General features: G+C 63.6%; 23 protein-coding genes. 8 read left to right on the top strand and 15 right to left on the bottom strand.

From position 1 onward, the window contains the following. Positions 1 to 221 precede the first annotated feature (221 nt). From J7I12_RS08625 to J7I12_RS08610, 4 genes are all read left to right on the top strand, one after another. A complete protein-coding gene (locus J7I12_RS08625; protein ID WP_242621280.1) occupies positions 222 to 1,220 on the top strand; it encodes a hypothetical protein in 999 nt (332 codons plus the stop codon). A gap of 92 nt (positions 1,221 to 1,312) precedes the next feature. Continuing rightward, positions 1,313 to 1,828 (top strand): NfeD family protein, encoded by a 516-nt coding sequence (locus J7I12_RS08620; protein WP_118230848.1) that lies wholly within the window; start codon positions 1,313 to 1,315, stop codon positions 1,826 to 1,828. Positions 1,829 to 2,012: 184 nt separating this feature from the next. Further along, positions 2,013 to 2,978, top strand: a complete 966-nt coding sequence (locus J7I12_RS08615; protein ID WP_118230849.1) for an SPFH domain-containing protein — start codon at positions 2,013 to 2,015, stop codon at positions 2,976 to 2,978. Further along, positions 2,975 to 4,570, top strand: a complete 1,596-nt coding sequence (locus J7I12_RS08610; protein ID WP_270229503.1) for a sigma 54-interacting transcriptional regulator — start codon at positions 2,975 to 2,977, stop codon at positions 4,568 to 4,570. The genes J7I12_RS08615 and J7I12_RS08610 overlap by 4 nt, the downstream gene beginning before the upstream one ends. A 587-nt stretch (positions 4,571 to 5,157) precedes the next feature. Here J7I12_RS08610 and J7I12_RS08605 read toward each other — a convergent pair. From J7I12_RS08605 to J7I12_RS08550, 12 genes are all read right to left on the bottom strand, one after another. After that, a complete protein-coding gene (locus J7I12_RS08605; protein ID WP_118230850.1) occupies positions 5,158 to 5,736 on the bottom strand; it encodes a nitroreductase family protein in 579 nt (192 codons plus the stop codon). Between the two features lie 23 nt (positions 5,737 to 5,759). After that, entirely contained in the window at positions 5,760 to 6,533 is a 774-nt protein-coding gene (locus J7I12_RS08600) for an adenosylcobinamide-GDP ribazoletransferase (protein ID WP_118230851.1), read from the bottom strand. A 29-nt stretch (positions 6,534 to 6,562) separates the two neighbouring features. Next, entirely contained in the window at positions 6,563 to 7,204 is a 642-nt protein-coding gene (locus J7I12_RS08595) for a redox-sensing transcriptional repressor Rex (RefSeq protein WP_118230852.1), read from the bottom strand. Positions 7,205 to 7,519: 315 nt separating this feature from the next. Beyond that, positions 7,520 to 8,071: a hypothetical protein gene (locus J7I12_RS08590; protein WP_118230853.1), complete on the bottom strand. Its 552-nt coding sequence runs from the start codon at positions 8,069 to 8,071 to the stop codon at positions 7,520 to 7,522. Between the two features lie 978 nt (positions 8,072 to 9,049). Further along, a complete protein-coding gene (locus tag J7I12_RS08585) occupies positions 9,050 to 9,880 on the bottom strand; it encodes an FAD/NAD(P)-binding protein (RefSeq protein WP_288907825.1) in 831 nt (276 codons plus the stop codon). A gap of 210 nt (positions 9,881 to 10,090) precedes the next feature. Beyond that, the gene (locus tag J7I12_RS08580; RefSeq protein ID WP_118230796.1) at positions 10,091 to 11,164 is read right to left on the bottom strand and encodes a 4Fe-4S dicluster domain-containing protein; all 1,074 of its coding nucleotides are present in this window, start codon (positions 11,162 to 11,164) and stop codon (positions 10,091 to 10,093) included. After that, the gene (locus J7I12_RS08575; protein ID WP_288907823.1) at positions 11,161 to 12,609 is read right to left on the bottom strand and encodes a hydrogenase iron-sulfur subunit; all 1,449 of its coding nucleotides are present in this window, start codon (positions 12,607 to 12,609) and stop codon (positions 11,161 to 11,163) included. The genes J7I12_RS08580 and J7I12_RS08575 overlap by 4 nt, the downstream gene beginning before the upstream one ends. Next, a complete protein-coding gene (locus J7I12_RS08570; protein WP_118230798.1) occupies positions 12,597 to 14,558 on the bottom strand; it encodes a CoB--CoM heterodisulfide reductase iron-sulfur subunit A family protein in 1,962 nt (653 codons plus the stop codon). The genes J7I12_RS08575 and J7I12_RS08570 overlap by 13 nt, the downstream gene beginning before the upstream one ends. Further along, complete coding sequence (locus J7I12_RS08565) at positions 14,555 to 15,460, bottom strand: CoB--CoM heterodisulfide reductase iron-sulfur subunit B family protein (RefSeq protein WP_118230799.1); 906 nt, start codon at positions 15,458 to 15,460, stop codon at positions 14,555 to 14,557. The genes J7I12_RS08570 and J7I12_RS08565 overlap by 4 nt, the downstream gene beginning before the upstream one ends. Continuing rightward, positions 15,457 to 16,038, bottom strand: coding sequence for a 4Fe-4S dicluster domain-containing protein (locus J7I12_RS08560; RefSeq protein WP_118230800.1), 582 nt, complete (start codon positions 16,036 to 16,038; stop codon positions 15,457 to 15,459). Before J7I12_RS08560 ends, J7I12_RS08565 begins: the two co-directional genes overlap by 4 nt. Before the next feature lie 124 nt (positions 16,039 to 16,162). Further along, a complete protein-coding gene (gene aroQ / locus J7I12_RS08555; RefSeq protein ID WP_118230801.1) occupies positions 16,163 to 16,612 on the bottom strand; it encodes a type II 3-dehydroquinate dehydratase in 450 nt (149 codons plus the stop codon). Beyond that, entirely contained in the window at positions 16,603 to 17,493 is an 891-nt protein-coding gene (locus J7I12_RS08550; protein ID WP_118230802.1) for a shikimate dehydrogenase family protein, read from the bottom strand. Before J7I12_RS08550 ends, aroQ begins: the two co-directional genes overlap by 10 nt. A gap of 284 nt (positions 17,494 to 17,777) precedes the next feature. On the opposite strand from J7I12_RS08550, the gene J7I12_RS08545 reads away from it, so the two are divergent. Next, positions 17,778 to 18,575, top strand: coding sequence for a DODA-type extradiol aromatic ring-opening family dioxygenase (locus J7I12_RS08545; RefSeq protein WP_302148769.1), 798 nt, complete (start codon positions 17,778 to 17,780; stop codon positions 18,573 to 18,575). 77 nt (positions 18,576 to 18,652) lie between these two features. Here the strand turns inward: J7I12_RS08545 and J7I12_RS08540 are convergent, their stop codons facing one another. Continuing rightward, complete coding sequence (locus J7I12_RS08540) at positions 18,653 to 19,552, bottom strand: M23 family metallopeptidase (RefSeq protein WP_118230804.1); 900 nt, start codon at positions 19,550 to 19,552, stop codon at positions 18,653 to 18,655. Positions 19,553 to 19,587: 35 nt separating this feature from the next. Next, a complete protein-coding gene (locus J7I12_RS08535) occupies positions 19,588 to 20,403 on the bottom strand; it encodes a tRNA lysidine(34) synthetase (RefSeq protein ID WP_302148768.1) in 816 nt (271 codons plus the stop codon). Between the two features lie 291 nt (positions 20,404 to 20,694). Here J7I12_RS08535 and rpoZ point away from each other — a divergent pair, with 291 nt between their 5' ends. After that, positions 20,695 to 20,931 carry a DNA-directed RNA polymerase subunit omega gene (gene rpoZ / locus J7I12_RS08530; protein ID WP_118230806.1) on the top strand — a complete coding sequence of 79 codons (237 nt, stop codon included), beginning with the start codon at positions 20,695 to 20,697 and terminating at the stop codon, positions 20,929 to 20,931. 45 nt (positions 20,932 to 20,976) lie between these two features. Next, a complete protein-coding gene (gene dnaJ, locus J7I12_RS08525) occupies positions 20,977 to 22,083 on the top strand; it encodes a molecular chaperone DnaJ (protein WP_118230807.1) in 1,107 nt (368 codons plus the stop codon). A 159-nt stretch (positions 22,084 to 22,242) separates the two neighbouring features. On the opposite strand, the gene J7I12_RS08520 is transcribed toward dnaJ, so the two are convergent. Further along, the gene (locus J7I12_RS08520; protein WP_118230808.1) at positions 22,243 to 22,737 is read right to left on the bottom strand and encodes a hypothetical protein; all 495 of its coding nucleotides are present in this window, start codon (positions 22,735 to 22,737) and stop codon (positions 22,243 to 22,245) included. Between the two features lie 204 nt (positions 22,738 to 22,941). Between J7I12_RS08520 and J7I12_RS08515 the strand changes: the two genes are divergently transcribed. After that, entirely contained in the window at positions 22,942 to 23,619 is a 678-nt protein-coding gene (locus J7I12_RS08515; protein WP_118230810.1) for a CBS and ACT domain-containing protein, read from the top strand. The last annotated feature ends 134 nt before the right edge of the window (positions 23,620 to 23,753 follow it).

Here is a 23,753-nt window from a genome sequence, read left to right as displayed (position 1 = left end):
GGCGTCGTCCCCCCGCCCCCGCTCTGTTATCGCTTGGGGCGCAGAGCGCGCCCAGGCTGTCCGCGTCCGCAGGCAGCCCCGCCCCCGGCCAGCGTCCGCCCGGCCCATTTCCTGAGGAAAAAGTTTTGCAAGGGGGCGCATGGGGGAAGACGGAGGCTTGTCCACAGCTGGTCTTTGCCCCACAGAATCCCTTTCATCCAGCGCTGATAAGGATGACGCATATGGTCAAAAAAGCAGAAAAAAACCCCGAAGCCCCCGAAGCCGAAGAGTGGGTGCGGGTGGACGCGCAGGGTGAGCCCCTGGCGGACCAGGGCCCCACAGCGGAAGAGGTGCAGGCCCGGCTTATGGCGGCCAACCGCGCGCATACGGAAACTTTGGGCGACGCCTGGGCCGTGCTTACGGGGCAGAATCCGGAAGCCATCATGGGGCAGATAGCGGCCACGGTCATGCACGAGGGCGGCACGCGCCCGGCCTGGCAGTGGAAGCGGGACGGCCGTGACCATGTGCTGCTGGCCTGGCCGCAGGACCAGCCCGTGCGCGCATCCGTGCTGGTGGCCGGCGAAGAGGGCGATAAGCTGCGTCCTGTTTCTGCCGCGCCCCTCCTTGACGGCCTGCCCAACGACCTTCTGGTGGAGGACACCCACCCCTGGAAGACGGGCGTGGACGCCAACGTGGCCGTGAGCATGCTGGAAGGGAAGAATCCCATGTGGTTCTACGATCCGCTCTATGGTCGGGACCAGATCGACCTTACGCCCGGCGTGACGCATACCTTTTTGCTGGCGGGGTTGGCCTACGGCTTGCGCCGGGCCCTGCTGGACGAGCTCACCATCACCAAGGGCCCGCAGTTCGAGGCCCACGCGGCAGCCTGGCTGGCGGCCAATCCCGACAAAGAACGACTGGACGTGCCGCCCCTGAAGATCAATATCGGCGGCAAGCACATGATCATGCCGGGCAGAAATTTTTGTGAATACCAGATGCGCGGCACCGTGGAAGAAATGCAGGACTGCCATCTGGAAAAGATGCCGGTCAAACTGCTCTACATGAGCTTTCCGTTTGAAAACCGTCCGGCCCTGCGTCTGGCCGTGTACGCTTCAAAGATGGCCTGCGGCGACTACGAGCCGGAAGTTGGCCACGAAGTGGACGCCTATGTTTGGCTACAGGGGCGGATTATCGACTTTGACCGGGAGCCGCAACAGCCGGGCGCGGAGCGCGTGCAGTAGACGCGCGACTTTGGGGCGGCCCCGCAGAAGCCCCGGCCCGATGTGGTTTTCAGGGCGCGCCCGGCGTGTAGCCCGAGAGGATAAAGGCCCTTATGTCCGCGCCACCACTGCTCTGGTTTTTTCTCGGTACGGCCCTGCTGCTGGCCGAGCTTCTGACCCCCGCTCTGGTCCTGCTCTTTTTTGGGCTGGGGGCCTGGGCGGCGGCGCTGGCGGCTCTGGCGGGCCTGGATTTTTCCGGGCAGCTGGTGGTTTTTATGGCGGTCGCCCTGCTCAGCCTGGCGGTGCTTCGCAAGCGCCTGCGGCGGGTGTTCGGCGGGCGGGCCAAAGACGGCGATGCCCCCCACGACGATGAAGGGCCCGCGCCCCATCCCCTCACCGGCACGCGCGGCCTGGTCAGCAAGGCCCTGCAGTCGGGATTTGAGGGCGAAGTGAGCGCCGGCGGCAGCTTCTGGCGGGCGGTAAGCACGACGCCCCTGGAAAAAGGCGCGCCCGTGGTGGTGCTGGGGGCCCAGCCCGGCAACGGCCTGGTGCTTTGCGTGGCCCCGGCCCCTGACAACAGGGGCACAGGCAGCGCGGATGCGGGCACACGGCAGGGCCCTGGGGCATAAAACTTTTGCCTTTGGGAAGGCCCTTTCCCAAAGTTATCATGGAGTCTGTTCCGGCGTGCTGCAGCGTTCTTGATGCCCATTTGCGCCGTACCCGGCGTCTGGCTTTGCACGTTGTTGGGGCGCGTTGCGCCTCCCTCCCCCCCAAGATTGCGGCGGTCCTCCCCCCTGACCGTTCGAGGTGCCTATGGAAACATTTGTGACGGAATACGGCTGGCTGGTGCTGCTGGCCGTACTGGTGGTCATTGCTCTGATCAAAAGCGCGGTGGTGGCGCCCAACCAGTCGGCCTTCGTGGTGGAACGGCTGGGCAAGTTTCACAAGGTGCTCTTTGCCGGTTTTCACCTGCTGGTGCCCTTTGTGGACGTCATCGCCTACCGCCGCAGCCTCAAGGAGCAGGTGCTGGACGTGCCCAAGCAGACCTGCATTACCAGAGATAACGTAAGCGTGGATATCGACGGGGTGCTCTATCTGCAGATCATTACGCCGGAGAAATCCGCCTACGGCATTTCTGACTACGAGTGGGGGGCCATTCAACTGGCCCAGACCTCGCTGCGTTCGGTCATCGGCAAGCTGGAGCTGGACAAGACTTTTGAGGAGCGCACCCGCATCAATCAGGAAGTGGTGGAGGCCCTGGACGCCGCCACCGCGCCCTGGGGCGTGAAGGTGCTGCGCTATGAAATACGCGACATCACCCCGCCCGTGACGGTTATGGAAGCTATGGAAAAGCAGATGCGCGCCGAAAGGGAAAAGCGCGCGGCCATCGCCCAGTCCGAAGGCGAGATGCAGGCGCGCATCAATCTGGCCGAGGGGGCCAAGGCCGCAGCCATTGCCCAGTCCGAAGGCGAAAAGCAGTCGTTGATTAACCAGGCCGAAGGCGAGGCCGCCCAAATCCGCACCGTGGCCACGGCTACGGCGGAGGGACTGCGCATTGTGGCCGGACAACTGGGCGACGACCCCGTGGCCGCAGCCCAGCTGCGTCTGGCAGAGGCCTATATTGACCAGTTCGGACGGCTGGCCCGCGAGGGCAACAGCCTGATCATCCCCGCCGACATCGGCGATGTGGCGGGGATGGTGGCCGCCGTGAGCGGCATCATCAAACCGGGCCGGGGCCTGGCCGCCAAGGCGGGGCCCGGCGAACACACAACTTCATGAACCAACGCGAGCCATTTGCCAATACCTTTATGGGCACGGGCCAGTGCCTGGATACCCTGAACCGGGTGCTGGCCGCCCTGGCCCCCGGCCACCCTTTTCGCGACTCTCTGCAGGAGCTGCTCACGGCCCTGGCCGAGGATATGCACTTTGATCGACCGCATATTGTGGTGCAGGATCCGGAAAGCGGCGAGCTGCGCCTTTCGCTTTCCTACGGACAGGCCGACGCGCCCGAAGCCGCCTATGCGCCGGGGTCGGGCATTACCGGGCAGGTCTTTGCCGAGGGCAAGCCCATTGTGGTGCCCTGCATGCAGGGGCGGGCGGACTTTCAGAATCGCCTCTTCGGCCGCAGCGCGGAAGAAATGGCCCGCCTGGCCTTTATCAGCGTGCCCGTGCGCGTGGACAACGCCGACCAGCATGAAGTGATCGGCACCCTCAGCGCGGATACGCCCACGGCCCCACAGGCCGAACTGGACCTACGCTGTCGCTTTCTGGAAACTGTGGCTACCCTGGTGGGTCGACAGGTGGCCCGGCTGCAGGAAGAAATGGCCCGGCAGCACTTCTGCATGTTGCCGGATGAACCTCTGGTCAGCGGCACGCCTTCTTCGGTCATTGCCAATTCCAAAAGCCTGCGGCACGTACTGCGCCGCCTCACCCAGGCCGGCGCCAGCCGGGCTACAGTATTGCTGCGGGGCGAATCCGGCGTGGGCAAGGAGCTTATGGCCCAGGCTCTGCACTCGGCCAGCCCCCGTCGGGCGCAGCCTCTGGTCATGCTTAACTGCGCGGCTCTGCCCTCGGAGCTCATCGAAGGGGAGCTGTTCGGCTGGCGTAAGGGGGCCTTTACCGGGGCAGTGCAGAACCGCGCAGGCCTGTTCCGCCAGGCGGACAAAGGCACGCTGTTTCTGGACGAAATAGGCGATCTTTCCCTCACGGCGCAGGCCAAGGTGCTGCGCGCCCTGCAGGAAGGCGAAATCCAGCCCTTGGGCGATGAGCGTCGCTACAAGGTGGACGTGCGCCTGGTCTGCGCCACCAACCGGCCGCTGGAAGATCTGGTGGAGCAGGGGCAGTTTCGCGAAGACCTCTACTATCGTATCAACGTTTTTCCCGTATTTATTCCGCCGCTGCGCGAGCGACCGGAAGACATCCTGCCCCTGACCGAACACTTTCTGCAGATGTTCAGCAAGGAATACAGCCGGCCCGTGCGGCGTATTTCCACACCGGCCATTGACCTTTTGCTGCAGTATCACTGGCCCGGCAACGTGCGCGAACTGAAAAACGTGGTGGAACGCGCCGTACTCATCTGCGATGACGCCGTGCTGCGCGCCCACCATTTGCCCAGCACCCTGCAGAGCGCCGAAAGCAGCAGCACAGGGCGGATCGCCAATGCTCCGGGCTTTACGGAAACCATCGCCCGCATGGAGCAGGAATTTATTGTGGACGCCCTCAAAAATGCCCGCGGCAATATCCACCAGGCCGCCAGAGATCTGGGCATCACCTACCGCATCATCTACTACAAGATGAAGAAGTACGGCATTGACCACCGTCGTTATCTGGCGGCCGTGCCGTCGGCGAATGGGGACAAGGGGCAGGCGTAACCGTCGAAACGGGCAGGCGCGGCGGGCAAAGGGGCGGAGCAGGGGAACCCGGCCTGCATCGGCAGCTGCGGCCAAAATGCGCAAAGCAGGCAGCACAAGTCCTGCAGGGCTTGTTACGGTAAAAGAGTGTGTGTTCTGCTTGACGCTAGCATAATATTCTATATATGCTAATAGTTGTTTATAGAAATATTTCTCTCTGAGAAAGGGCATTCTCAAAGACAGATACAACGGCCATATGCTCCAGTGTCTGGCCTGAGCTCCGCGTTTGCGGTACCTCCCCAGAAAGCGGGGCCGCCGGACAGGGCCGGACGTTGTGCCTCAAGCGGCGCGCGGAGACAGGGCGACGTCTTCCGTGCGCCGCGGCACATGTCCGGCCCTTTCTGCGCCGGGGCCTGCCGGCGGGGGCTCTTGGCGCAGGCAAGTCTTGCGGCTCTGGGCTATGATTTGTAACGGCAGCACGCGCTAGAGCCGTTTACGAATGAAATGAGTTAATTGCTCTGCAAGGATTTTCTTGAAAATCCTTGCCACGAAATGCGAGAAGGCAGGCTTTTGCCTGCCGTAAGCGAGCATTTCAAGTGTTAAATACTCTAATAGCGCGCCAGGACCAGATCTTTGAGCTCCCGCTTGGGCACATAGTGCACGCCCTGGGCGTCCCGCCAGTAGGGGGCGTTGCCCGTGGTAGGCATGGGCGCCAGCACTCGCTTTTCGTTGGCTGCACCAAAGGCCAGCACCAGAGTCATGGCGTATTCCGCGGGAACAGCCAGCAATTGCGGGGCGGCCTGGTGATCAAAGGCCTGCATGATGCAGCAACCCCAGCCCCGGCTGGCGGCGGCCAGCTGCATGGTCTGGGCCGCAATGCCCGCGTCCACCAGGTGCAGGTCGTTGCCCTTGGCGGGCAGCAGTAAGGCGATAAAGCCCGTGGGCCGCTCGCCGGGCTGCGGGCCGCCCCAGTCCTTGAGCGCGCCGGCCCAGCGCGTGAGTGCAAAAAGCCGCGTGCACGTTTCGCCGGGCCCCACCAGAATAAAACGCAGGTCCTGCGCGTTGCGGGCCGAAGGCGCCAGGCGCGCGCAATCCGCAAGCCATTCCAGGTCCGCCATGCTCAGGGGCTTGTCCTCCGCAAAGCGGCGGCAGGTGCGCGCTTCCGAAACCAGTGCATGAAAATCCATAGCATCCTCCTTGGTGATTCAGCCTACACCGTAAGCAGCAGAAACCACAACTGGCTCCACAGGATGGCCGCCCCCAGAAAATCGCCGGAAAGGCCGCCTTCCCGGCGAGCTACGGCCGACAGGCGGGCCAGAAGCAGGGCTTGCCCCAAAACCGCGCAAGGCACGCGCCAAAACGGCAGGGCAAAGGTCGCGGCCAGCCCGCAGAGCAGGGCCAGGCCCGCGCAGGCAAAACTCCAGGCCAGGCGCAGGGTCACCCCGGCCCTGGCCAGCCCCCCCAAAGACTGTACCTCTCGCGCAGGCGTCATTGCGGCCAGCCAGAGGGCAGCGGCCCGGCCCCAGGCCGGGGCCAGCACTAAGGCCGCCCAGTGCCCTTGGCCCAGCTGCCAGGCCAACAGCACCCACATGCCGCTGTAGGCCAGCAGCAAGTGCAGGGCCCCAAAGGCTCCCAGGCGGCTGTCGCGCAGCACGTCCCAAAAGCGTTGGCCGTGCGCGCCGCTGCCCGTGGCGTCGCCCAAATCCGCCAGGCCGTCCCAGTGCAGGCCGCGTGTGGCCCAGATTTCCGCAGCCAGCCAACACCAGGCCGCCGTCAGCAGCGGCAGGGTCGTGGCGTCCGCAGCAGGTGCAAGGCTTGTGAGCAATAACCAGGGGGGCAGGGTAAAGACCAGGCCCAGCAGCAGCCCGGCCAAAGGAAAAAATGGCACGCAGGCGGTCAACGCCGCCGCTCCGGCCGCCCGGCGCGGTGGCGTCAGGCGGCTCAGAAAGGCCAGGGCGTCATAGGCTTGGATGACCCACTGCACTGGCCGACATGCTCCGCGGGATGTCAAGCTCAGCGGGTGTGCGGGTGGTTGAAGGCCAGGGAGTAGAGGTGGTGGAAAAAGTCCACATACTCCACATTGACCCGCTCCGGCACCTTGATGCGCGCCGGGGCAAAGTTGAGGATGGAGGAAATGCCCGCGTCCATGAGGTGCTGGGCCGCGCGCTGGGCGCGTTCCGGCGGGGTGGTGATAATGCCGATCTCAATATTGAGGTCGTCAACCATGTCTTTGAGGTCGCGGGTGCAGTGCACCTCCAGACCGTGGACTATTTCGCCGATCTTGAAGGGATCGCAGTCAAAAATGCCCACAATGTTGAACCCGCGGGCGCGAAACTCTCCGTGATTCAGAATGGCTTTGCCCAGGTTGCCCACGCCGATGAGGGCCATGCGCCATTCACGGTCCACACCGAGGGAGGACGTGATGGCCGCTATGAGGGATTTGACGTGGTAGCCTACGCCGCGGATGCCGAATTCGCCAAAGTAGGCAAGATCCTTGCGCACCTGAGATCCGTTGACGCCGCAGGCTTCGGCCAGGGGATTGGAAGAAATGACTTCCACATTATCGCGGGCGAAATTTTCAAGAACCTGAACGTAGGTGGCGAGGCGTTGGATGGTGGCTCGTGGAATGTGTTTGCTCTTGGGAGGGGTGGCCATAGATGTACCTTCTGACTGCCGCGGGGGTGTGGAGAGGAACCGACCTCATGTGAATAAAGTATCTACCAAAAAACGGCAAATGTGCAAGCCGGCCTCTTTTTACTTTTTATTCTGGCAACTGCGCAGAAAAACGGAAAAAACGGAAGTCAGTGAAACGCATCCGTCAATGACCGCTCTAAAAGTATACTCAAAAAGGTTGCAAAGGTTAAGCGCATTGTCGCACAAAGAACGACAATGCGCCGCAACATACTCAGAAGGCACAGCTTTCGCCGCAGCATTCCGTCGGGAAGGCATGCCCTGCAACAGGATTCTGCGCTAGCGCGTCTGCTCGTTCATAACGTCCAGCATGAGGGCCGTAGGCTTTTTGGTGCAGGCGTCCAGATAGTCCTTGAGCTTTTGGTCGCTGGAAAGCACTGACGCATCCTTACCTGTTTTGGCGCGGTGGTAGCCGTCCAGCCAGATAACAAAGCCGCTGCCGTTGTCTGTGTCGGCGGCATAGTCGCCGCAGGTGGTCTTGTCCGCGCGCCAGGCGCCGTCCGTGGCAGCGGGCTGCGATTTGCGCGCCTCTTGCCAGACTGCCAGAACCTTTTCCGTGGGTTTGGCCTGGCAGGCCGCATAGACTTGCCCCAGCATGGGGGCCAGGCTTTCCGGATCGGCTACGGTGTGATTGGCCAGGGCGCTGGCGTAGCCGTCGATCTGCAAGGCCTCGAAAACGGGCGGTTGTCCGCCGTCCGTAGTGGGCTGGACCACCAGCTCGGCGCAGATATAGGTTTTGGGGTCGATCTGATCATTGTCGGCACGAGCCGCCAAAGGCAGTCCCAGGCAGAACACGGCGGCCAAACTGCAGCACGCAAGCATTTTTTGCATATGGTTTTCCTTCGCGCAGTGCGCTTTCTTTTTTATTCTTTGCGCAGTGCGCGTCTCTCTTCCTTCGCCCAGTGCGGGGCGTCTGTCAACAGGAGAAGGGCCGCCTCCGGCGAGGGGGCCGCTGTGCGGCTGGGAGTTCCGCCGGAAGGCGGGGAGGGATCCTGCCGGAGGTTGGTTGCCCTGCGGGCACGGCGGTTTGGTTTTTGTCTGGCGTTTGGGCCGCCTCCGGCGAGGGCAGGGGGCCAAGGGCGGGGCTGCGCCCCCCCTTAGGCCCCCCACACCCCCCATAACCCCCCGCTTTTCAGGGCAGCCCCATCATGTTCGGCGCGGCTGGGGCGCGCCGCTTGCGCGACCGCGCCCCTTATGCCGGGCGCAACAACCGCAGGCCCCACAGCCCCCATATTTTGCCGGGTCCCGTGTCCGGCGTCTTTCGTGCCCTCGCAGGTTCTCCGCGCATTTGTCGTCAGTGGTTGCCTTATGTTGGTTGGGCGGCAGAGTAACTGTGTCCGGCGCGGCTGGGGTGTGCCGCTGCGCGACCACACCCCTTTATGCCGCGCTCAACGCCAGCGAAATCCCACATTCGTGCGCCGTCAGCATGCTGGATGGTTTCGGCAAGCCCTTGTGGCGCGGGAAACTTTTTTTTGCGGTCAGGGTACGCCCTGTGCGGTTCTGTGGGGGAATGAAGTTTTTTGAAGGGGATGGGGGGCGTGGGGGGAAGGGGGGACTTTTGTTCACAAAAGTCCCCCCTTCCCCCCACAAAACCTTGTTCAACGCCAGCGAAATCCCACATTCGTGCGCCGTCAGCATACTGGATGGTTCGGCAAGCCCTTGTGGCGCGAGAAACATTTTTTTTGCGGTCAGGGTACGCCCTGTACCGTTCTGTGGGGGAATGAAGTTTTTTGAAGGGGATGGGGGGCGCGGGGGGAAGGGGGGACTTTTGTCCACAAAAGTCCCCCCTTCCCCCCACAAAACCTTTTCTTACAATTCAGGCGGAAGTTCCTGAAGTTGTTTCCAGGTAAAGACGGGGCCGTCCACACAGACGTAGCGACCGCCGATATTGCAGCGTCCGCAGATGCCGATGCCGCATTTCATACGTTTTTCCAGGGTGGTGACGATGTTTTCAGGCGCAAAGTTGAGTTTTTGCAGGGCCTGCACGGTGAATTTGATCATGATGGGCGGTCCGCAGAGCACGGCCACGCAATTGTCCGGCTTGGGGTTGATTTCCAGAAGCACGTTGGGGATGAGGCCCACCTTGTGTTCCCAGCCGTCAAAGGGGGCGTCGATGCACAGGGTGCAGTCCAGATCGGGGCGGCGCAGCCAGTCTTCGGTTTCGTAGCTGAAGGCCATGTCGCGGGGGCTGCGCGCGCCATAGAGCAGGTTGATTTTGCCGTAGTCCGCCCGGTGCTCCAGCAGGTGGAGCATGATGGTGCGGATGGGGGCCATGCCGATGCCGCCGCCCACGAAAAAGATATCTTTACCCTTCCAGTCGTTGTAGGGAAAGAAGTTGCCCAGGGGGGCGCGCACGCCCACCTTGTCGCCGGGGGAGAGGCGGTGGACGGCCGCAGTCACTTCGCCCGCCTGCATGACGGAAAACTGCAGGTAGTCCTTCTGGGACGGCGGGGAATTGATGACAAAGGTGGATTCGCCCGCGCCGAACACGGAAAGCTGCCCCACCTGGCCGGGCTCATAGGTAAAGTTGCGCATGGTTTCGGGGTCGTCCAACACCACGCGCAGGGTTTTGATATTGCCGGTTTCCTGGATAACTTCAGCCACGGTGGCGGGCATGGGCTTATAGGGGTTGCCCTGCATCATGGGCCGGGGGCTGATGGTGTGACGGTATTCGCCGGGCTTGGGCGCGGCGGCTTTGGGGGCCGTCGGGCTCACGGGCGCGGTTGCCTTTTCCGGAGCGGCCATGGGCTTCTCCTTCACGGGGGCCGTGGCGGCGGCCGCTTTGGCGGCGGGCTTGGGCGCGGCGGTGGGTTTGGTTTTGGCGGAAGTTTTTTTGGTTGCCATGGGCTCCTACTCCTTGGGGCTCTGCCCTTCATCCATGGCGGCCAGCACAATGGCGCGGATGTCCAGGCAGACGGGGCAGTTGCTGATGCAGCGGCCGCAGCCGTTGCAGGAGAAGACGCCCCAGTTTTCAGGATAGGTGGAGAATTTGTGCGACACGCGGTTGCGCATGCGCAGCGCCTTGAGCATGCGGGGGTTGTGGCCGCTGGCCTCCCGCGTGAACAGAGAGGACATGCAGTTGTCCCAGCTGCGCAGGCGGCGTCCGCCCTTCTCGCTCAGGCCTTCGCCCTCGTCGGTGATGGTGAAGCAGTAGCAAGTGGGGCAGAAGTAGGTGCACGCGCCGCAGGAGAGGCAGCGGTCTGTCCAGCGCTGCCAGAAGTCCACATCCGTAAAGCGGGCGGCCACCTTTTGCGGGGCTTCTTTAAGATTTGGCGCGGGCTCCAGGCTGGCCCAGGCCGCTTTGCGGGCGGCTTCGGCTTTGGGGAAGAGCTCCGCTCCGTCTTTGAGGTCAGAGGCCTCCAGCAGTTCCGCGCCCTTGGGCGTGATGGCCTGGAGCACATAGCCGCCCTCGATTTCGGTCATGAGCACGTCCGAACCTTCGGGAGAGGTGGGGCCGCCGCCCACCCAGTGGCAGAAACAGGTGTTGCAGCCGCAGGGACAGGTGAGGGTGATCACCGCCAGCTGTTCGCGCCGGGCCTTGTAGTAGGGGTCGGCGTAGGGGCCTTTAAGGTAGGGGCGGTCCAGGGTGGCATAGCCGCGCGCGTCGCAGGGGCGACAGGCGAAGACTACGGTGGGCTGGGCTTCGGGCGTGTCGTCCAGGCTCATGGAGACACGTTCGGGGTTTTCGGGGTCTTTGGTTTTTTTGTAGCGCACCAGGGTTTCGCACTGGGGCAGCACGGCTTCCTTGGCGGGCACAGTGGCTTTGGTCAGGGTAAAGGGCTTGCCTTCCTGCCAGGGCTCGAAGACCACCGAGAGCTTGTCCGCCGGTTTTTCCACCGGCGCCAGCACCCGGCGGCCGTTTTGCGAGAGGTAGGCCAGAAAAGCGGGCAGACCGTCAGGGGTAACAAAGCGGAAGGTGCTCATTTCCAGTCCCTCTCATGAATATTCTTTTCAACCACTTCATAGCCCAGCAGGGGCGGCGTGTCGTCCGGGTTGAGGCCGGGCTTGTAGCCGTCAAAGAGCTGGCCCACGGCGCGGGCTATCTGCTGGCGCAAGGCCAGAATGGGGATGCCCACGGGGCAGGCCCGCTGGCATTCGCCGCAGCCCGTGCAGCGCCCGGCCAGGTGCAGGGCGTGGATGGTCTGGAAAAAGAGTTTTTCTTTGGCCGAATCTTCCTGTGACATCCAGTGGGGGTCGCGGCTGTCTGAAACGCAGAAGTCGCGGCACACGCACATGGGGCAGGCGTTGCGGCAGGCGTAGCAGCGCAGGCAGCGGTCCATCTGCGCCTTCCAGAAGCCCAGGCGCTGGTCCAGGCTCATGGAATCCAGCAGGGCCAGTTCCGGCGGGGTACAGGGGCCGGGTTCCACCTTGACGGGTTCGCCCAGGCGCGTGTCGGCCAGCACGGCCGACGGCGTGGTACAGCCGTAGCACTTGCCCTGGGCGTAGTCCGTGATGCAGAAGCGGTGTTCCTTGCCGTCGGCGGTGATGGTCACGCCGGCCTCGTCGTAGCTGACGCTGTCGATCTTGGTGTAGCGGCCCAAATCCTGATTGACGCGGGCCATATCCAGGGTACCCTCGCAGGGCAGGGCAAAGATGGTCACGTCCTCGCGGCGGATGAGATTTTCCTGCAGCAGTTCCACCACAGAGCGGGAATCGCAGCCCTTGACCACCACGCCCACCTTCTTGCCTTTGAAGGACGGCAGGTACACGGCGGGGTTGTTGACGTTAAAGGGCCCCCAGACCAGCTTGTCCACGTCTTCGGGCGTGCGCATGAACAGGGGCACGGTGTGGGCCGCGTCGTAGCCCTGCTGCCAGCCGATGACGCAGTCCAGTTCTGGCAGCTTGGCCTTGATGGCCTCTTTGAGGTCGTCCAGGGCGGCCTTCTGCCCTGTGCCCAAAGGCCGCAGGGACTTGAGGGCCATGTCGGCCACTTCCAGCAGGGGTTCGGCGTTTTCCAGCCTGGGGGCGGGCCCCAGCTTGTGGATGCGGTCAGTGAAGACCGTCACCACCTGCTGCCAGCGCTGGCCTTCGGAGGCGGAAACCCAGGTGTATTCAAAGCGACGTTCATCAATGCCCAGCACGGGCAGGAACTGCTTGAGCACTTCCAGGCGGCGGCGGGCGTAGAAGTTGCCCGCGGCGTAGTGGCAGTCGCGCGGGTGACAGCCGGAAACCAGTACGCCGTCCGCGCCGTTGAGCAGGGCCTTGACGATGAACAGGGGGTCGATGCGGCCCGAGCAGGGCACGCGGATAATGCGTAAATCCGTGGGTTGGGTGGCGCGGGCCACGCCGGCCGTATCCGCGCCGCCGTAGGAGCACCAGTTGCAGAGAAAGCCCACGATCCGCAGTTCTTTGCCGGTCAGCACTGGCATAAGGCGTTCACCTCCGCAAGGATCTGGTTGTCGGTGGCGTGTGAAAGCTGGATGGCCCCCTGCGGGCAGGTGGACGTGCACAGACCGCAGCCCTGGCAGACGGTCTCAATGACCTGGGCCTTGCCCTCGCCGCGGATTTCCACTTCCTTGATGGCCCCGAAGGGGCAGCAGCGGATGCACTTGCCGCAGTTGACGCAGCGGCGGATGTCCACCTGGGCGATCTGCGGGTCGCTTTCCAGTTTGTCTTTGGCGAACAGGGCCAGCACCTTGGCCGCCGCCGCCGAACCCTGGGCCACGGAGGCCGGAATGTCCTTGGCCCCCTGGCACACGCCGGCCAGGAATACGCCGGCGGTGTTGGTCTCCACCGGTTTGAGCTTCACATGGCTTTCCATGAAGAAGCCGTAGCTGTCGTAAGAGATGCGCAGCTTTTCGGCCAGTTGGGGCGCGCCCTTGCTGGCTTCAATGCCCACGGCCAGCACCACCAGGTCGGCGTGCACCTCCACGGGGCGGCCCAGTAGGGTATCCACGCCCAGCACTGCAAGCTGGCCCTGGCCGTCCGGGTAGATCTGGGAAACGCGGCCGCGGATGTATTCCGTGCCGTATTCCTCCATGGCGCGGCGGGTGAACTCGTCGTACATCTTGCCCGGCGCGCGGATATCCATATAGAAGACGAAGGACTTGGAATCGGGGATGTGGTCCTTGGTGAGGATGGCCTGCTTGGCCGTGTACATGCAGCAAAAGCCGGAACAGTAGGGGCGGCCGATGGATTTGTCGCGCGAACCCACGCACTGGATGAAGACGATGTTTTGGGGCTCCTTGCCGTCCGAGGGGCGCTTGATGTGCCCGCCCGTGGGGCCGGAGGCCGAAAGCAGACGCTCGTACTGCAGAGAGGTGATCACGTCCGGGTAGGCCCCGCCGCCGTATTCCTGATAGACGGTCCAGTCCATGAGGTCGTAGCCCGTGGCGGCCACAATGCTGCCCACCTCTTCGGTGACGATCTCGTCCTCCATGTCGTACTTGATGGCCCCGGTGGGGCAGACCTTGGCGCACACGCCGCACTTGCCCTTGGTGAGCTGACGGCAGAACTGCGGGTTGATGACGGCCTTCTTGGGGATGGCCTGGGGAAATGCTATGGTGATGGCCGTGGTGTTGCCCGTAAGCTCGTTAAAGGCGTCGGGCGTTTTTTTGGCCGGACACTTTTCGGTGCAGGCCCCGCAGCCCGTGCACAGGCTCCAGTCCACATAGGTGGAACGCTTGCGGATTTTGACAGTAAAGTTGCCAACATAGCCGGAAACGTCTTCTACCTCAGAGTAGGCGTAGAGGGTGATGTTGGGGTGCTGGGCCACGTCCACCATCTTGGGGCCCAGAATACAGGCCGAGCAGTCCACGGTGGGGAAGGTCTTGTCCAGTTTGGCCATTTTGCCGCCGATGGTGGCCTCGCGCTCCACCAGCACCACGGGCACGCCGCCTTCGGCGCAGTCCAGGGCGGCCTGGATGCCCGCCACGCCGCCGCCGATGATCAGCACGCGCTTGGTGACGTCAAACTTCTTGGCCAGCAGGGGCTTGTTGTTGCGCAGCTTTTCCACGGCCAGGCGCACCAGCTCGGCGGCCTTGTTGGTATTGGCTTCCTTGTCGCGGCCGATCCAGGAAACGTGCTCGCGGATGTTGGCCATTTCGAGCATGTAACGGTTGAGGCCCGCGCGTTCTACCGTGCGGCGGAAGGTGGGCTCGTGCATGCGCGGCGAACAGGAAGCCACCACCACGCCGTCCAGCTTGTTTTCGTGGATGGCGGCCTCAATGGCGGCCTGGCCCGGTTCGGCGCAGGTGTACATGGGGTCGGTGGCGTAGACCACATCGGGGTAGCTGCGGGCGATTTCGGCCACCTTGGCGCAGTCCACGGTGCCGGCAATGTTGCTGCCGCAGTGGCAGATGAAGACGCCTATTCTCATGACCGGCCTCCTTCAGCGGCGTCGGCGCGGCGCAGTTCTTCCAGTTTGGCGATAAGACCGTCGGCGCTGACGCGCAGTTTTTCCAGGCCCAGGTCGGTCTTGGGCAGGTCAAAGGCCAGGCCCAGCATTTGCGTATAATAGAGGATGGGCAGATTGAAGCGCGTCTGCACGGCGTCGCCGGCCTGCACCTGCCGAAGGTCCAGGTTCATCTGGCAGAGGGGACAGGCCACAATGACCGCGTCCACGCCCAGGCGTGTGGCCAGGTCGAGGATGCGCCCGGTGTTGCGGGCCGTCATGCTCCGTTCGGGAATGCCGAACGAAGCGCCGCAACAGGAGGTCTTGAGCGGAAAGTCCACCATCTCCGCTCCGCAGGCGGCCAGCATGCTCTCCATGAGGGTGGGGTTTTCCGGATCGCCGAAGTCCATGATTTCCGCCGGGCGGCTCATGAGACAGCCGTAATAGGCGGCCAGCTTGAGGCCCTTGAGGCTCTTGCGCACGCGGGAGGCGATGGCGTCCATGTCCAGCTGACCGGCAATGCCCTGCATGACCGAAGTCACGGGCGGGAATTTTTCTGCCGCAGGGCCGTCCAGCAGTTCGTCCACTCTGGCGCGGAACTGGGGGTCTTCCATACGCTTGGAGGCCATGCGCAGGTTGGAAAGGCAACTGGGGCAGGGGGTAAGCAGCAGGTCGGCCTGCTGCTGGGCGGCGATGTCCAGGTTGCGCACGCAGAGCGCGGCGGAAAGCTCGCTGCTTACGGCGTGGGCCGGGGTAGAGCCGCAGCAGCTCCAGTCCGGAATATCCACAAGGTTCATGTTCAGGGCCTTGCACACGGCCTGGGTGGATTTTTCGTAATCCGCCGAAGAGCCGCGGGCCGAACAGCCGGGATAGTAGGCAAAATTCACGGCCGCACCCCCTCGCGTTTGGCGCGCTCTTTGTAGCGCTTGAAGATACGGGCCACCGGAGCCGCGCCGTGGGGCAGCACATGGGGCTTGAAGCCCAGTTTGCCTTTCTTAAGGGCCTCCGGCGCCAGGTCCAGATCCGTGAACACGCGCATGGAGCGCATCATGTACAAGGCCATGGTGCCGATTTCGTAAGTGCGGCCAAAGGCGCGCACAGTATCAAGGAAGGACCACCAGAATTTTTCCACCTTGGGCACGGTGACGCGCCCTTCCTGGCGGGCCATGTGCCGCAGGGTTTCCATGACGCCGCCCACATCAATATTGTTGGGGCAGCGCTGGCTACAGGTAGAACAGGACAGACACATCCAGATGGACTTGGAATCCAGCACCATGTCCTTCAGGCCCAGTTGTACGGCGCGCATAATCTGGCTGGCCTGCAGGTCATAGACAAAACCTGCCGGACAGCCGGCCGTACAGTTGCCGCACTGGTAGCAGGTAGACACGTTTTGGCCGCTGTGCGCCTCCACTTCCGCCGTAAAGGCGGCGTCGCGCATCCGGCTCAGGTTGATGGCGTCGCTCATGGGAACTCTCTGGTTAGAGGCTGACTAAAGAAGCCTGGACTATACAAAATCAGACGAAAAATACCCCAAACAGGCAGGAAAAGCTAGGGTCGGGGCAGTGAAAAACTGTACAAAATTTTGTTTCTTACACTCCCCCCGCGCGCAGGGCCAGGCTGTGGGCCGCGCGCAGCCCCAGCAGGTAGCTTTCCACGCCGAAGCCGCAGACGCTGCCCGCGCAGACCGGCGCCAGTACTGAATGGTGTCGGAAGGTCTCCCGCGCGTGCACGTTGGACATGTGCACCTCCACCACGGGCACGCGCAAAATGGCCAGGGCGTCGGCCAGGGCGTAGCTGTAGTGGGTCCAGGCTCCGGCATTGATGACCACGGCCCGCGCGTCCGAGTCCGCCAGGTTGTGGATGCGCTCCACCAGCAGGCCTTCGTGGTTGGTCTGAAAGCAGTCCACAGTCACGTCCAGCTCCCGGCCCAGGGACGCCAGGGCAGCGTCGATGTCCGCCAGGGTCGCTGTGCCGTACTGGGTCGGGTCGCGTTGCCCGAACATGTTCAGGTTCACGCCGTGCAGTACCGCTATACGCATGGGATCTCCTTTACTTTCAGGGCTGCGTCCAGCGCCTGCCGCGCCTGCGGCGGCAGGGCCCGGCCCGTCCAGAGGCGGAATTGGGCGTCGCCCTGGCCGTAAAACATCTCCAGCCCGGAAATGCCGCGTCGCCCCGCCAGCCGCGCTTCGCGCAGGAAGCGCGTTTCCAGTGGGTTGTACACCAGGTCGTAGGCCAAAGGCGTTGCCTGCGCAGCCGTTCCGTCAAAAAAATCGTCCTGTTGGCAGTGCGGCAAGGGGGCTTGGGCAAAATCGTAGGGCGTTGCTGTTCCGGCCTTGCCGCACATGCCCAGAGGCGTGGTGTTGACCACCAGCAGGGCAGGCACGCTGTGGCGTTCTTCCCACGGCAGGGGGGTCAGGCCGAAGGTCTGCGCCAGGGGCAGGTGGGAGCGGTTAGACGGCGTGGCCACATAGATGCGCCGGGGGCGTTTGTCCTGGGGCAGGCCGGTGAGCCCGGCGGCTACGGCTCGCGCGGCGCCGCCCGCGCCCAGCAACAGGGCGTCGCCCCGGTCCAGGGGCAGACCGGCCAAGGGGGCCAGAAAGCCCGCCACGTCGGTATTGTGGCCGCAGAGGGCGTCGTCCTGCCAGTACAGGGTGTTGACCGCGCCTACCTGCCGGGCCAGCGGGCTTACCGCGTCCAGCAGCGGGGTCAGGGCCACCTTGTGGGGGATGGTTACCGAACAGCCGCGGATGTGCAACAGGCGCACGCTTTCCACAAAAGCGGGCAGCTTTTCGGGCGGCACTTCCCAGCGGGCATAGGCCGCGGGCAGGCGCAGGGCCTGAAAGCCCGTATTGTGCAGCAGCGGCGAAAGGCTCTGGCCCAGCGGCCAGCCCGTAACGCCGTACAGGGCCAGATCTTCCATGACAACCTCGAAAAGCCTGGGGAGCCGGCGCGTGCGCTCCCCGCAAAGTTAAGTTTTAATTGTGCCGCAATGCGCCGTAAAAGAAAAGCCCTGAAGGGCGGCGGGCAGGGCTTGGCGCGGGTGCGGATGGCGTGTAGCATGCCTCTAGAGCATTTAACACTTGAAATGCTCGCTTACGGCAGGCAAAAGCCTGCCTTCTCGCATTTCGTGGCAAGGATTTTCAAGAAAATCCTTGCAGAGCAGATAGCTCATTTCATTCGCTAACTGCTCTAAAGGAGGCCTTCATGCCTGCCATGCCTGCCTACTACGTCCCCCACGGGGGCGGCCCCTGCTTTTTTATGGACTGGAACCCGCCGGACACCTGGAAAAAACTGGGCGCGTGGCTGCGCGCCATTCCCGCCGCGCTGCCGCGTCGGCCCAAAGCGCAGGTGGTGATTTCCGCCCACTGGGAGGCCCCGCGTTTTACCCTGCTCACCACGCCCGAGCCGGACCTGCTGTACGATTATTATGACTTTCCGCCGCACACCTATGACCTGCACTGGCCCGCCCCGGCGGCTCCGGAGCTGTTCGAGCGTGTGCGCGGCCTGCTGCGCGGGGCCGGCCTGGCGCTGGATGAGGACGATCGGCGGGGCTTTGACCACGGGGTCTTTATCCCCGGCCTGCTGTCCTTTCCTCAGGCGGACATGCCCACGGTGCAGATTTCGCTGCGGCAGGGACTGGACCCCGAAGAACATCTGGCCCTGGGGCGCGCCCTGGCCCCTTTGCGTGACGCGGACGTGCTGCTGGTGGGCAGCGGCATGAGCTTCCATAACATGCGGGCCTTTCGCTACGGGGACAATATGCCCATTCCCGGGGCGGAGGCCTTTGACCGTTGGTTGGTTGAGAGCGTGTGCGACCTGCCGCCGACGGCGCGCAACCAGCGCCTGGCGCGCTGGACGGAAGCGCCGGGCGCGCGCTTTGCCCACCCGCGCGAAGAACATCTGCTGCCGCTCATGGTGCTGGCGGGCGCGGCGGGACAGGGCCGCTTGGCCTTTCATGGCCGCGCCATGGGCGCGCCGCTGGCAGGTTTTGCTTTGGCGTAATCGGGGCGGAAGCCGGCCTGAGCCGGAAAGGGGTGGGCAACCTTCCCCGGCCTGCCGCAGGGCGGAGATCCGCCGGTTTATTCCAGGATGTAGCGCATGGGGTTGACGGGCACCCCGTTGAGGCGCACCTCGTAGTGCAGGTGGGGGCCGGTGGTGCGGCCTGTGTTGCCCACATAGCCGAGGACCGAGCCGCGTTTGATCCATTGGCCGGGCTGTACGGCGCTGCGCTGCAAATGGCCGTACTTGGTGGTGATGCCGCCGCCGTGGTTGATCTCCACGCTGATGCCGTAGGCGCCGTCGTGCCCGCTGAAGGTTACCGCGCCCTGGGCCGGGGCTACCACGGGCGTGCCCACGCGGTTGGTGATGTCCAGCCCTTTGTGGAACTGCCCCCGGCCGCCGAAAGGCGAGGAGCGCCAGCCGAAACTGGAGGATACAAAGCCCACCACGGGCCAGATGGTGGGCATGGAGGAAAGGGCCTCGCGGTTTTCGCGCAAGGCCAGGAGCAAGTCCTGCTGGCGCACTTCTTCCAGGCGGGTGGATTCGGAAAGGCGGTCAAGAAAGTCCTGCATTTTGCGGGCCGCCAGCTCCTGCCGGTGCAGGGGCAGATACAGGCGGGAAAAATCCCCTGGCCGGTCCATGCCGCCGCCGGCGTCTTGCGGGTCTTTTTCCATATTCATCATGATGCGCAGCTTGCTGTCAAAGCGCTGCACCCGCTCCAGGTCGCGGCTTACGCCCGTGATGCGCCCGGCCAGGTGGACCATCTGGCGGCGTTGGCCTTCCAGAAGGCTCTGAGCGTTCTGCAGGTCGTCGGCCAGGTGGCGCGACTCAAGCCAGGCCCGCAGCAGCCAGACGTTGGCGGCTACAAGGCTCAGCGCCAGAGCGGCGGCGGCAAAGCCAAGCCAGCCGCGTAAACGCAGGTTGCGGCTGCCGCTGCGGCCTTCCTTAAAAATGACAATGTGGTATTTGCCAAAAAGCATGGGTGGGCCACTTTAGGTCCGCTTTCCCGGCCCTGTCAATGGCGTATGGGGGCGTGGGCTGTCGGGGCCGCGCCTTGCGTCGGGTTTGCGTCCTCCTGCGGGGCGGCGCTGTTCTGTTCCATCTGCCAGCGCGCCAGGCCGTTGTAGATGCAGCGGCGGGCGTCGCGGGCCACGCCGTAGAGCTGCTCCAGGGTGGCGCTCATGGCGCTGCGGGCCGTGTGCCCGGCCGAGGGGCAGGCGTTGGCCCAGACGGGCAAAGCCCATTGGCGGGCGGCCTTGACGATATATTTTTTTTCCACCAGCAGGAGCGGACGGATAAGATGCAGGCCGCCGCCGAAGAAGGATTCGTTCATGTGCATGCCGTCAACCCGGCCGTTGCGGCAAAGGTTCAGGAAGAAGGTCTGCACCAGGTCGTCGGCGTTGTGCCCCAGGGCCAGGTGCGTCAGCTTGTAGCGCGCGCAGAGTTCAAACAGCCGCTTGCGCCGGAGCCAGGCGCAGCGGAAGCAGGCCGAACGACGCAGATTTTTTTCCGAATGGGCTTCGGGGCCGTAGTCTGTCACCTCCACATGGCTGGCGATGCCGTGCCGGGCCAGCCAGCCCGGCAGGGCCGCGTGGCTTTGCGGATCAAAACCTGGATTAAGGTGCAGGGCCATGATTTCAAAGGGAAAGGGCACAATGCCCTGGCGGATTTGCAGGGTCTTGAGCAGCACAAAGCTGTCTACCCCGCCGGATACGGCCACGCCCACCCGGCAGCCGGGCCAGAGCATGCCGGCCCTTTGCATGGCCCTGCCGGCGCTTTTGACGCAGAGCTCCTGCGCGAAAGAACGTTTTTTACCTTTATTGCCCGACATGTGGTATGCTCCTTGTGCTGCAGACTGTGCCCTTGACAAGGGCGATGAGAGCCTCTAGCATATCTCATTTCGGCAGGTCAAAACCTGTACGCTGGTCTGCCCGGCCCTTTACATGGGGGCGGGCGGCATTATGTTTATGCCGGAAACCCGCCCGTGGTCATGCAGACCGCGCCCGGCGGGATGCAGCGGAAAAAGCCGCCCAGGCGGCCCGGATATGTTACGCAGGGCAGGGGTTCCGCAAGCGCGGCGCGTCGACAGACGACGGCCGCAGGAACCGCCCATGGAGGCAGCATGGCCCGTATTACTGTAGAAGATTGTCAGGAACGTGTGGACAACCGCTTTTTGCTGGTGCAGATGGCCATCAAGCGGGTGCACCAGTACCGCGAGGGCTATGAGGCCCTGGTGGAATCGCGCAACAAGGAAGTGGTGACGGCCCTGCGCGAAATTGCGGCGGGCAAGGTGTTGCCCGACGATCTCAGCCTGTACAATCCGCTGCCGGAAGGGCAGACTGTCGGCGGCGAAGACTAGGCATCCCACCCATTTGCAAACCGCAACGCGCTGATCGGAACCACGATGGAGCTTGACTACTACGAGGTGCTGGGCGTCGCCCGCGACGCTGAAACCGACGCCATTAAACGCGCCTACCGCAAACTGGCCCTCAAGTATCACCCGGACCATAATCCTGGGGATGCCGAGGCCGAGCGGAAGTTTAAAGAGGCCGCCGAGGCCTACGATGTGCTGCGCGACCCGGAAAAACGCGCCCGCTATGACCGCTTTGGCCGGGCGGGCGTGCAGGGCGGCGCAGGCGGTTTTGGCAGCACTGAGGATATTTTTGCCCATTTCAGCGACATTTTTGGCGATTTGTTCGGCTTTTCCGCAACTGCGCGTGGTCCGCGCCCCACGGTGGGGGCCGACCTGCGCTACAATCTGAACATCTCATTTGCCCAGGCGGCCAAAGGGGACGAGATTACCCTTTCGCTGCCCAAGCATGTGGTCTGTGCCGAATGCCGCGGCAGCGGGGCTGCCCCCGGCAGCAAGGCCGAGACCTGTCGCCACTGCGGCGGTTCGGGGCAGGTGCGGCGGACTCAGGGCTTTTTCCAGATCGCCATGCCCTGCCCGGTGTGCCACGGTTCCGGCCGGGTCATTGTTAAACCTTGCCCGCGGTGCAAGGGCGAGGGCGTAGTGACTGACACCCGTGAGCTGGTGGTGCGCGTGCCCGCCGGCGTGGACACGGGCACGCGCCTGCGCGTGCGCGGCGAGGGTGAGCCCGGCGAACACGGCGGCCCCCCAGGCGACCTCTATGTAGTCCTGACGGTAGAGGCCGACAAGCGCTGGCGGCGGGAAGGGCAAGACCTGCTCTATACGCAGGAAATCGGCTTTGTGGAGGCGGCCTTGGGGCATCGGGTGGACGTGCCCGGCCTGGACGGGCCGCTGCCCCTTGAAATTCCGCGCGGCGTGCAGAGCGGCACGCTGCTGCGTCTGGCCGGCGAGGGCATGCCCTATCCCGGCAGGCAGGCGCGCGGCGATCTGCTGGTGGAAGTGCGCGTGCTGACCCCCACCCGCCTTTCCAAAGAACAGGAAGATTTGCTGCGTCAGTTCGCTGCCGCAGGCGAAAAAACGCCCCTGGCCAAGGTCAAAAAGGCCGCCAAGAAGATCGGCAAGGCCATGGGCCTGGACTAGGCCTGCACCTTTGCAATGCCCTGACGGTTGTGTACGCAGACGCCCGCCACGCCGCCTGAACGTCTCTGGTTCGGCAGGCTGCGGCAGGGCGGCCCGATACAGAAAAAGCCCCACGAAACGTTGCGTTTCGTGGGGCTTTTGGAGCTTACGTCGCGTTGGTCAGTTCAGACCTTCGCGCGGGCCGTCGTCATTGCCGCGAGGCGGGCGCTGGCCGTTGGGGTTATGCATCTGGCCGTCACGGGGCGGGCGCTGGCCGTTGGGATTGTGCATCTGGCCGTCGCGGGGCGGGCGCTGACCGTTGGGTTTGTGCATCTGGCCGTTCTGGGGGCCGCGTTGGTCGTGGCGGCGGTCCATCTGACCATTTGGGCGGTCGCGGCGCTGGTCGTGGCGCATGTCCTGACGGTGCTGCCCGCTGTTGCCGCGCATGTCCTGACGGTGCTGTCCGTTGTTGCCGTGCATGTCCTGGCGGTGTTGCCCGCTGTTGCCGCGCATGTCCTGACGCTGGGGTTGGCGGCGTTGGTCCTGCCGCTGTTGCTGCTGATTCGGGGCTTCGTTGGCTGCGTCAGCAGGCAGCGCGGGGGCCAGGCCGTAGAACAGGACGGCCGCCGCAGCAGTCAGGGCCATATGCTTCCAGGTGAGATTGCTTGCGTTCATGGTTTCTCCTTGGGGAAAGCTGTTTCCCAGCTCCGCATATGCCTTTCGCTCAAGGGGCGCAAGAGGGGGGCGTAAAGTGGCTGCCGGAGCCGATCCGCGGTGGGCTTGTACTGCCTCCCGGAAGTGGTGTATAAAGAAAGAGGCGCTGCGAGAGGCGTGGCCCTGTTTGTTGCCTACAACATTCCTGTCCCTCTGGAGGGAAGCATGCTCGTACAGAACTGGATGACCACCGACGTTGTGAGCGTTACGCCGGAGACTTCTCTGCTCAAGGTGGGCAAGCTGCTGAAAGACCACAATATCCGTCGGCTGCCCGTGCTGGACGACAAAGGCCATGTGGTCGGCATTATTTCCGACCGCGACGTGCGCGACGCCTCGCCTTCCAAGGCCACCACGCTGGATATGTATGAGATGCACTACCTGCTGGCCGAACTCAAGGCCAAGAACATCATGACCGCCAACCCCATCACCATTTCCCCAGCGGAAACGGTGGAAAAGGCGGCCATGCTCATGCTGGACCACAAAATCGGCGGTCTGCCCGTGGTGGAAGAAAGCGGCCGGATGGTGGGGATACTTTCCGACCAGGATGTGTTCAAGGCTTTGGTGGACATTACCGGCGCGCGGCAGGGCGGCATCCAGGTGGGGGTAGAACTGCCGGATGCGCCCGGCACCATGCGGCCTATTTTTGACACGTTGCGCGCCCACAGCGCCCGTCTGCTTTCTGTGCTGACGGCCAACAGCGACGACGGCGCGCGGCAGGTTTTTTTGCGCATCCGCCAGATGGACAGCCCCGATGCCGAAAAGGCCTTGCTGGAAGCTATCGGCAAACAGGCCCATGTGCTGTATTGCGCTGGGCGAGTATGCAATCAATGCAATCATGATTAATATATCTTTCTGAAATGAAAACGCAAAAATTTTCGTCAAGGCTGGGCCCGGAGGCCAAAAAAACGGCCGGGGCTTGCCAAGGAGTTTTGTTTGTGGCATAAACGCATTCGTTGTGATTGCGTTACGCTTTCGCG

Source organism: Desulfovibrio diazotrophicus, assembly GCF_902498985.2.
Classification (GTDB): Bacteria; Desulfobacterota; Desulfovibrionia; order Desulfovibrionales; family Desulfovibrionaceae; genus Desulfovibrio; species Desulfovibrio legallii.
The sequence above is the reverse complement of the archived record's forward strand: the minus strand, read 5'-3'. Positions and strand labels throughout refer to the sequence as shown.

Coding starts and splice junctions, on each gene's coding strand:
- J7I12_RS08625 (WP_242621280.1), top strand. CDS start 222: ATGGTCAAAAAAGCAGAAAAAAACCCCGAAGCCCCCGAAGCCGAAGAG.
- J7I12_RS08620 (WP_118230848.1), top strand. CDS start 1,313: ATGTCCGCGCCACCACTGCTCTGGTTTTTTCTCGGTACGGCCCTGCTG.
- J7I12_RS08615 (WP_118230849.1), top strand. CDS start 2,013: ATGGAAACATTTGTGACGGAATACGGCTGGCTGGTGCTGCTGGCCGTA.
- J7I12_RS08610 (WP_270229503.1), top strand. CDS start 2,975: ATGAACCAACGCGAGCCATTTGCCAATACCTTTATGGGCACGGGCCAG.
- J7I12_RS08605 (WP_118230850.1), bottom strand. CDS start 5,736: ATGGATTTTCATGCACTGGTTTCGGAAGCGCGCACCTGCCGCCGCTTT.
- J7I12_RS08595 (WP_118230852.1), bottom strand. CDS start 7,204: ATGGCCACCCCTCCCAAGAGCAAACACATTCCACGAGCCACCATCCAA.
- J7I12_RS08590 (WP_118230853.1), bottom strand. CDS start 8,071: ATGCAAAAAATGCTTGCGTGCTGCAGTTTGGCCGCCGTGTTCTGCCTG.
- J7I12_RS08585 (WP_288907825.1), bottom strand. CDS start 9,880: ATGCAGGGCAACCCCTATAAGCCCATGCCCGCCACCGTGGCTGAAGTT.
- J7I12_RS08580 (WP_118230796.1), bottom strand. CDS start 11,164: ATGAGCACCTTCCGCTTTGTTACCCCTGACGGTCTGCCCGCTTTTCTG.
- J7I12_RS08575 (WP_288907823.1), bottom strand. CDS start 12,609: ATGCCAGTGCTGACCGGCAAAGAACTGCGGATCGTGGGCTTTCTCTGC.
- J7I12_RS08570 (WP_118230798.1), bottom strand. CDS start 14,558: ATGAGAATAGGCGTCTTCATCTGCCACTGCGGCAGCAACATTGCCGGC.
- J7I12_RS08560 (WP_118230800.1), bottom strand. CDS start 16,038: ATGAGCGACGCCATCAACCTGAGCCGGATGCGCGACGCCGCCTTTACG.
- aroQ (WP_118230801.1), bottom strand. CDS start 16,612: ATGCGTATAGCGGTACTGCACGGCGTGAACCTGAACATGTTCGGGCAA.
- J7I12_RS08550 (WP_118230802.1), bottom strand. CDS start 17,493: ATGGAAGATCTGGCCCTGTACGGCGTTACGGGCTGGCCGCTGGGCCAG.
- J7I12_RS08545 (WP_302148769.1), top strand. CDS start 17,778: ATGCCTGCCATGCCTGCCTACTACGTCCCCCACGGGGGCGGCCCCTGC.
- J7I12_RS08540 (WP_118230804.1), bottom strand. CDS start 19,552: ATGCTTTTTGGCAAATACCACATTGTCATTTTTAAGGAAGGCCGCAGC.
- J7I12_RS08535 (WP_302148768.1), bottom strand. CDS start 20,403: ATGTCGGGCAATAAAGGTAAAAAACGTTCTTTCGCGCAGGAGCTCTGC.
- rpoZ (WP_118230806.1), top strand. CDS start 20,695: ATGGCCCGTATTACTGTAGAAGATTGTCAGGAACGTGTGGACAACCGC.
- dnaJ (WP_118230807.1), top strand. CDS start 20,977: ATGGAGCTTGACTACTACGAGGTGCTGGGCGTCGCCCGCGACGCTGAA.
- J7I12_RS08520 (WP_118230808.1), bottom strand. CDS start 22,737: ATGAACGCAAGCAATCTCACCTGGAAGCATATGGCCCTGACTGCTGCG.
- J7I12_RS08515 (WP_118230810.1), top strand. CDS start 22,942: ATGCTCGTACAGAACTGGATGACCACCGACGTTGTGAGCGTTACGCCG.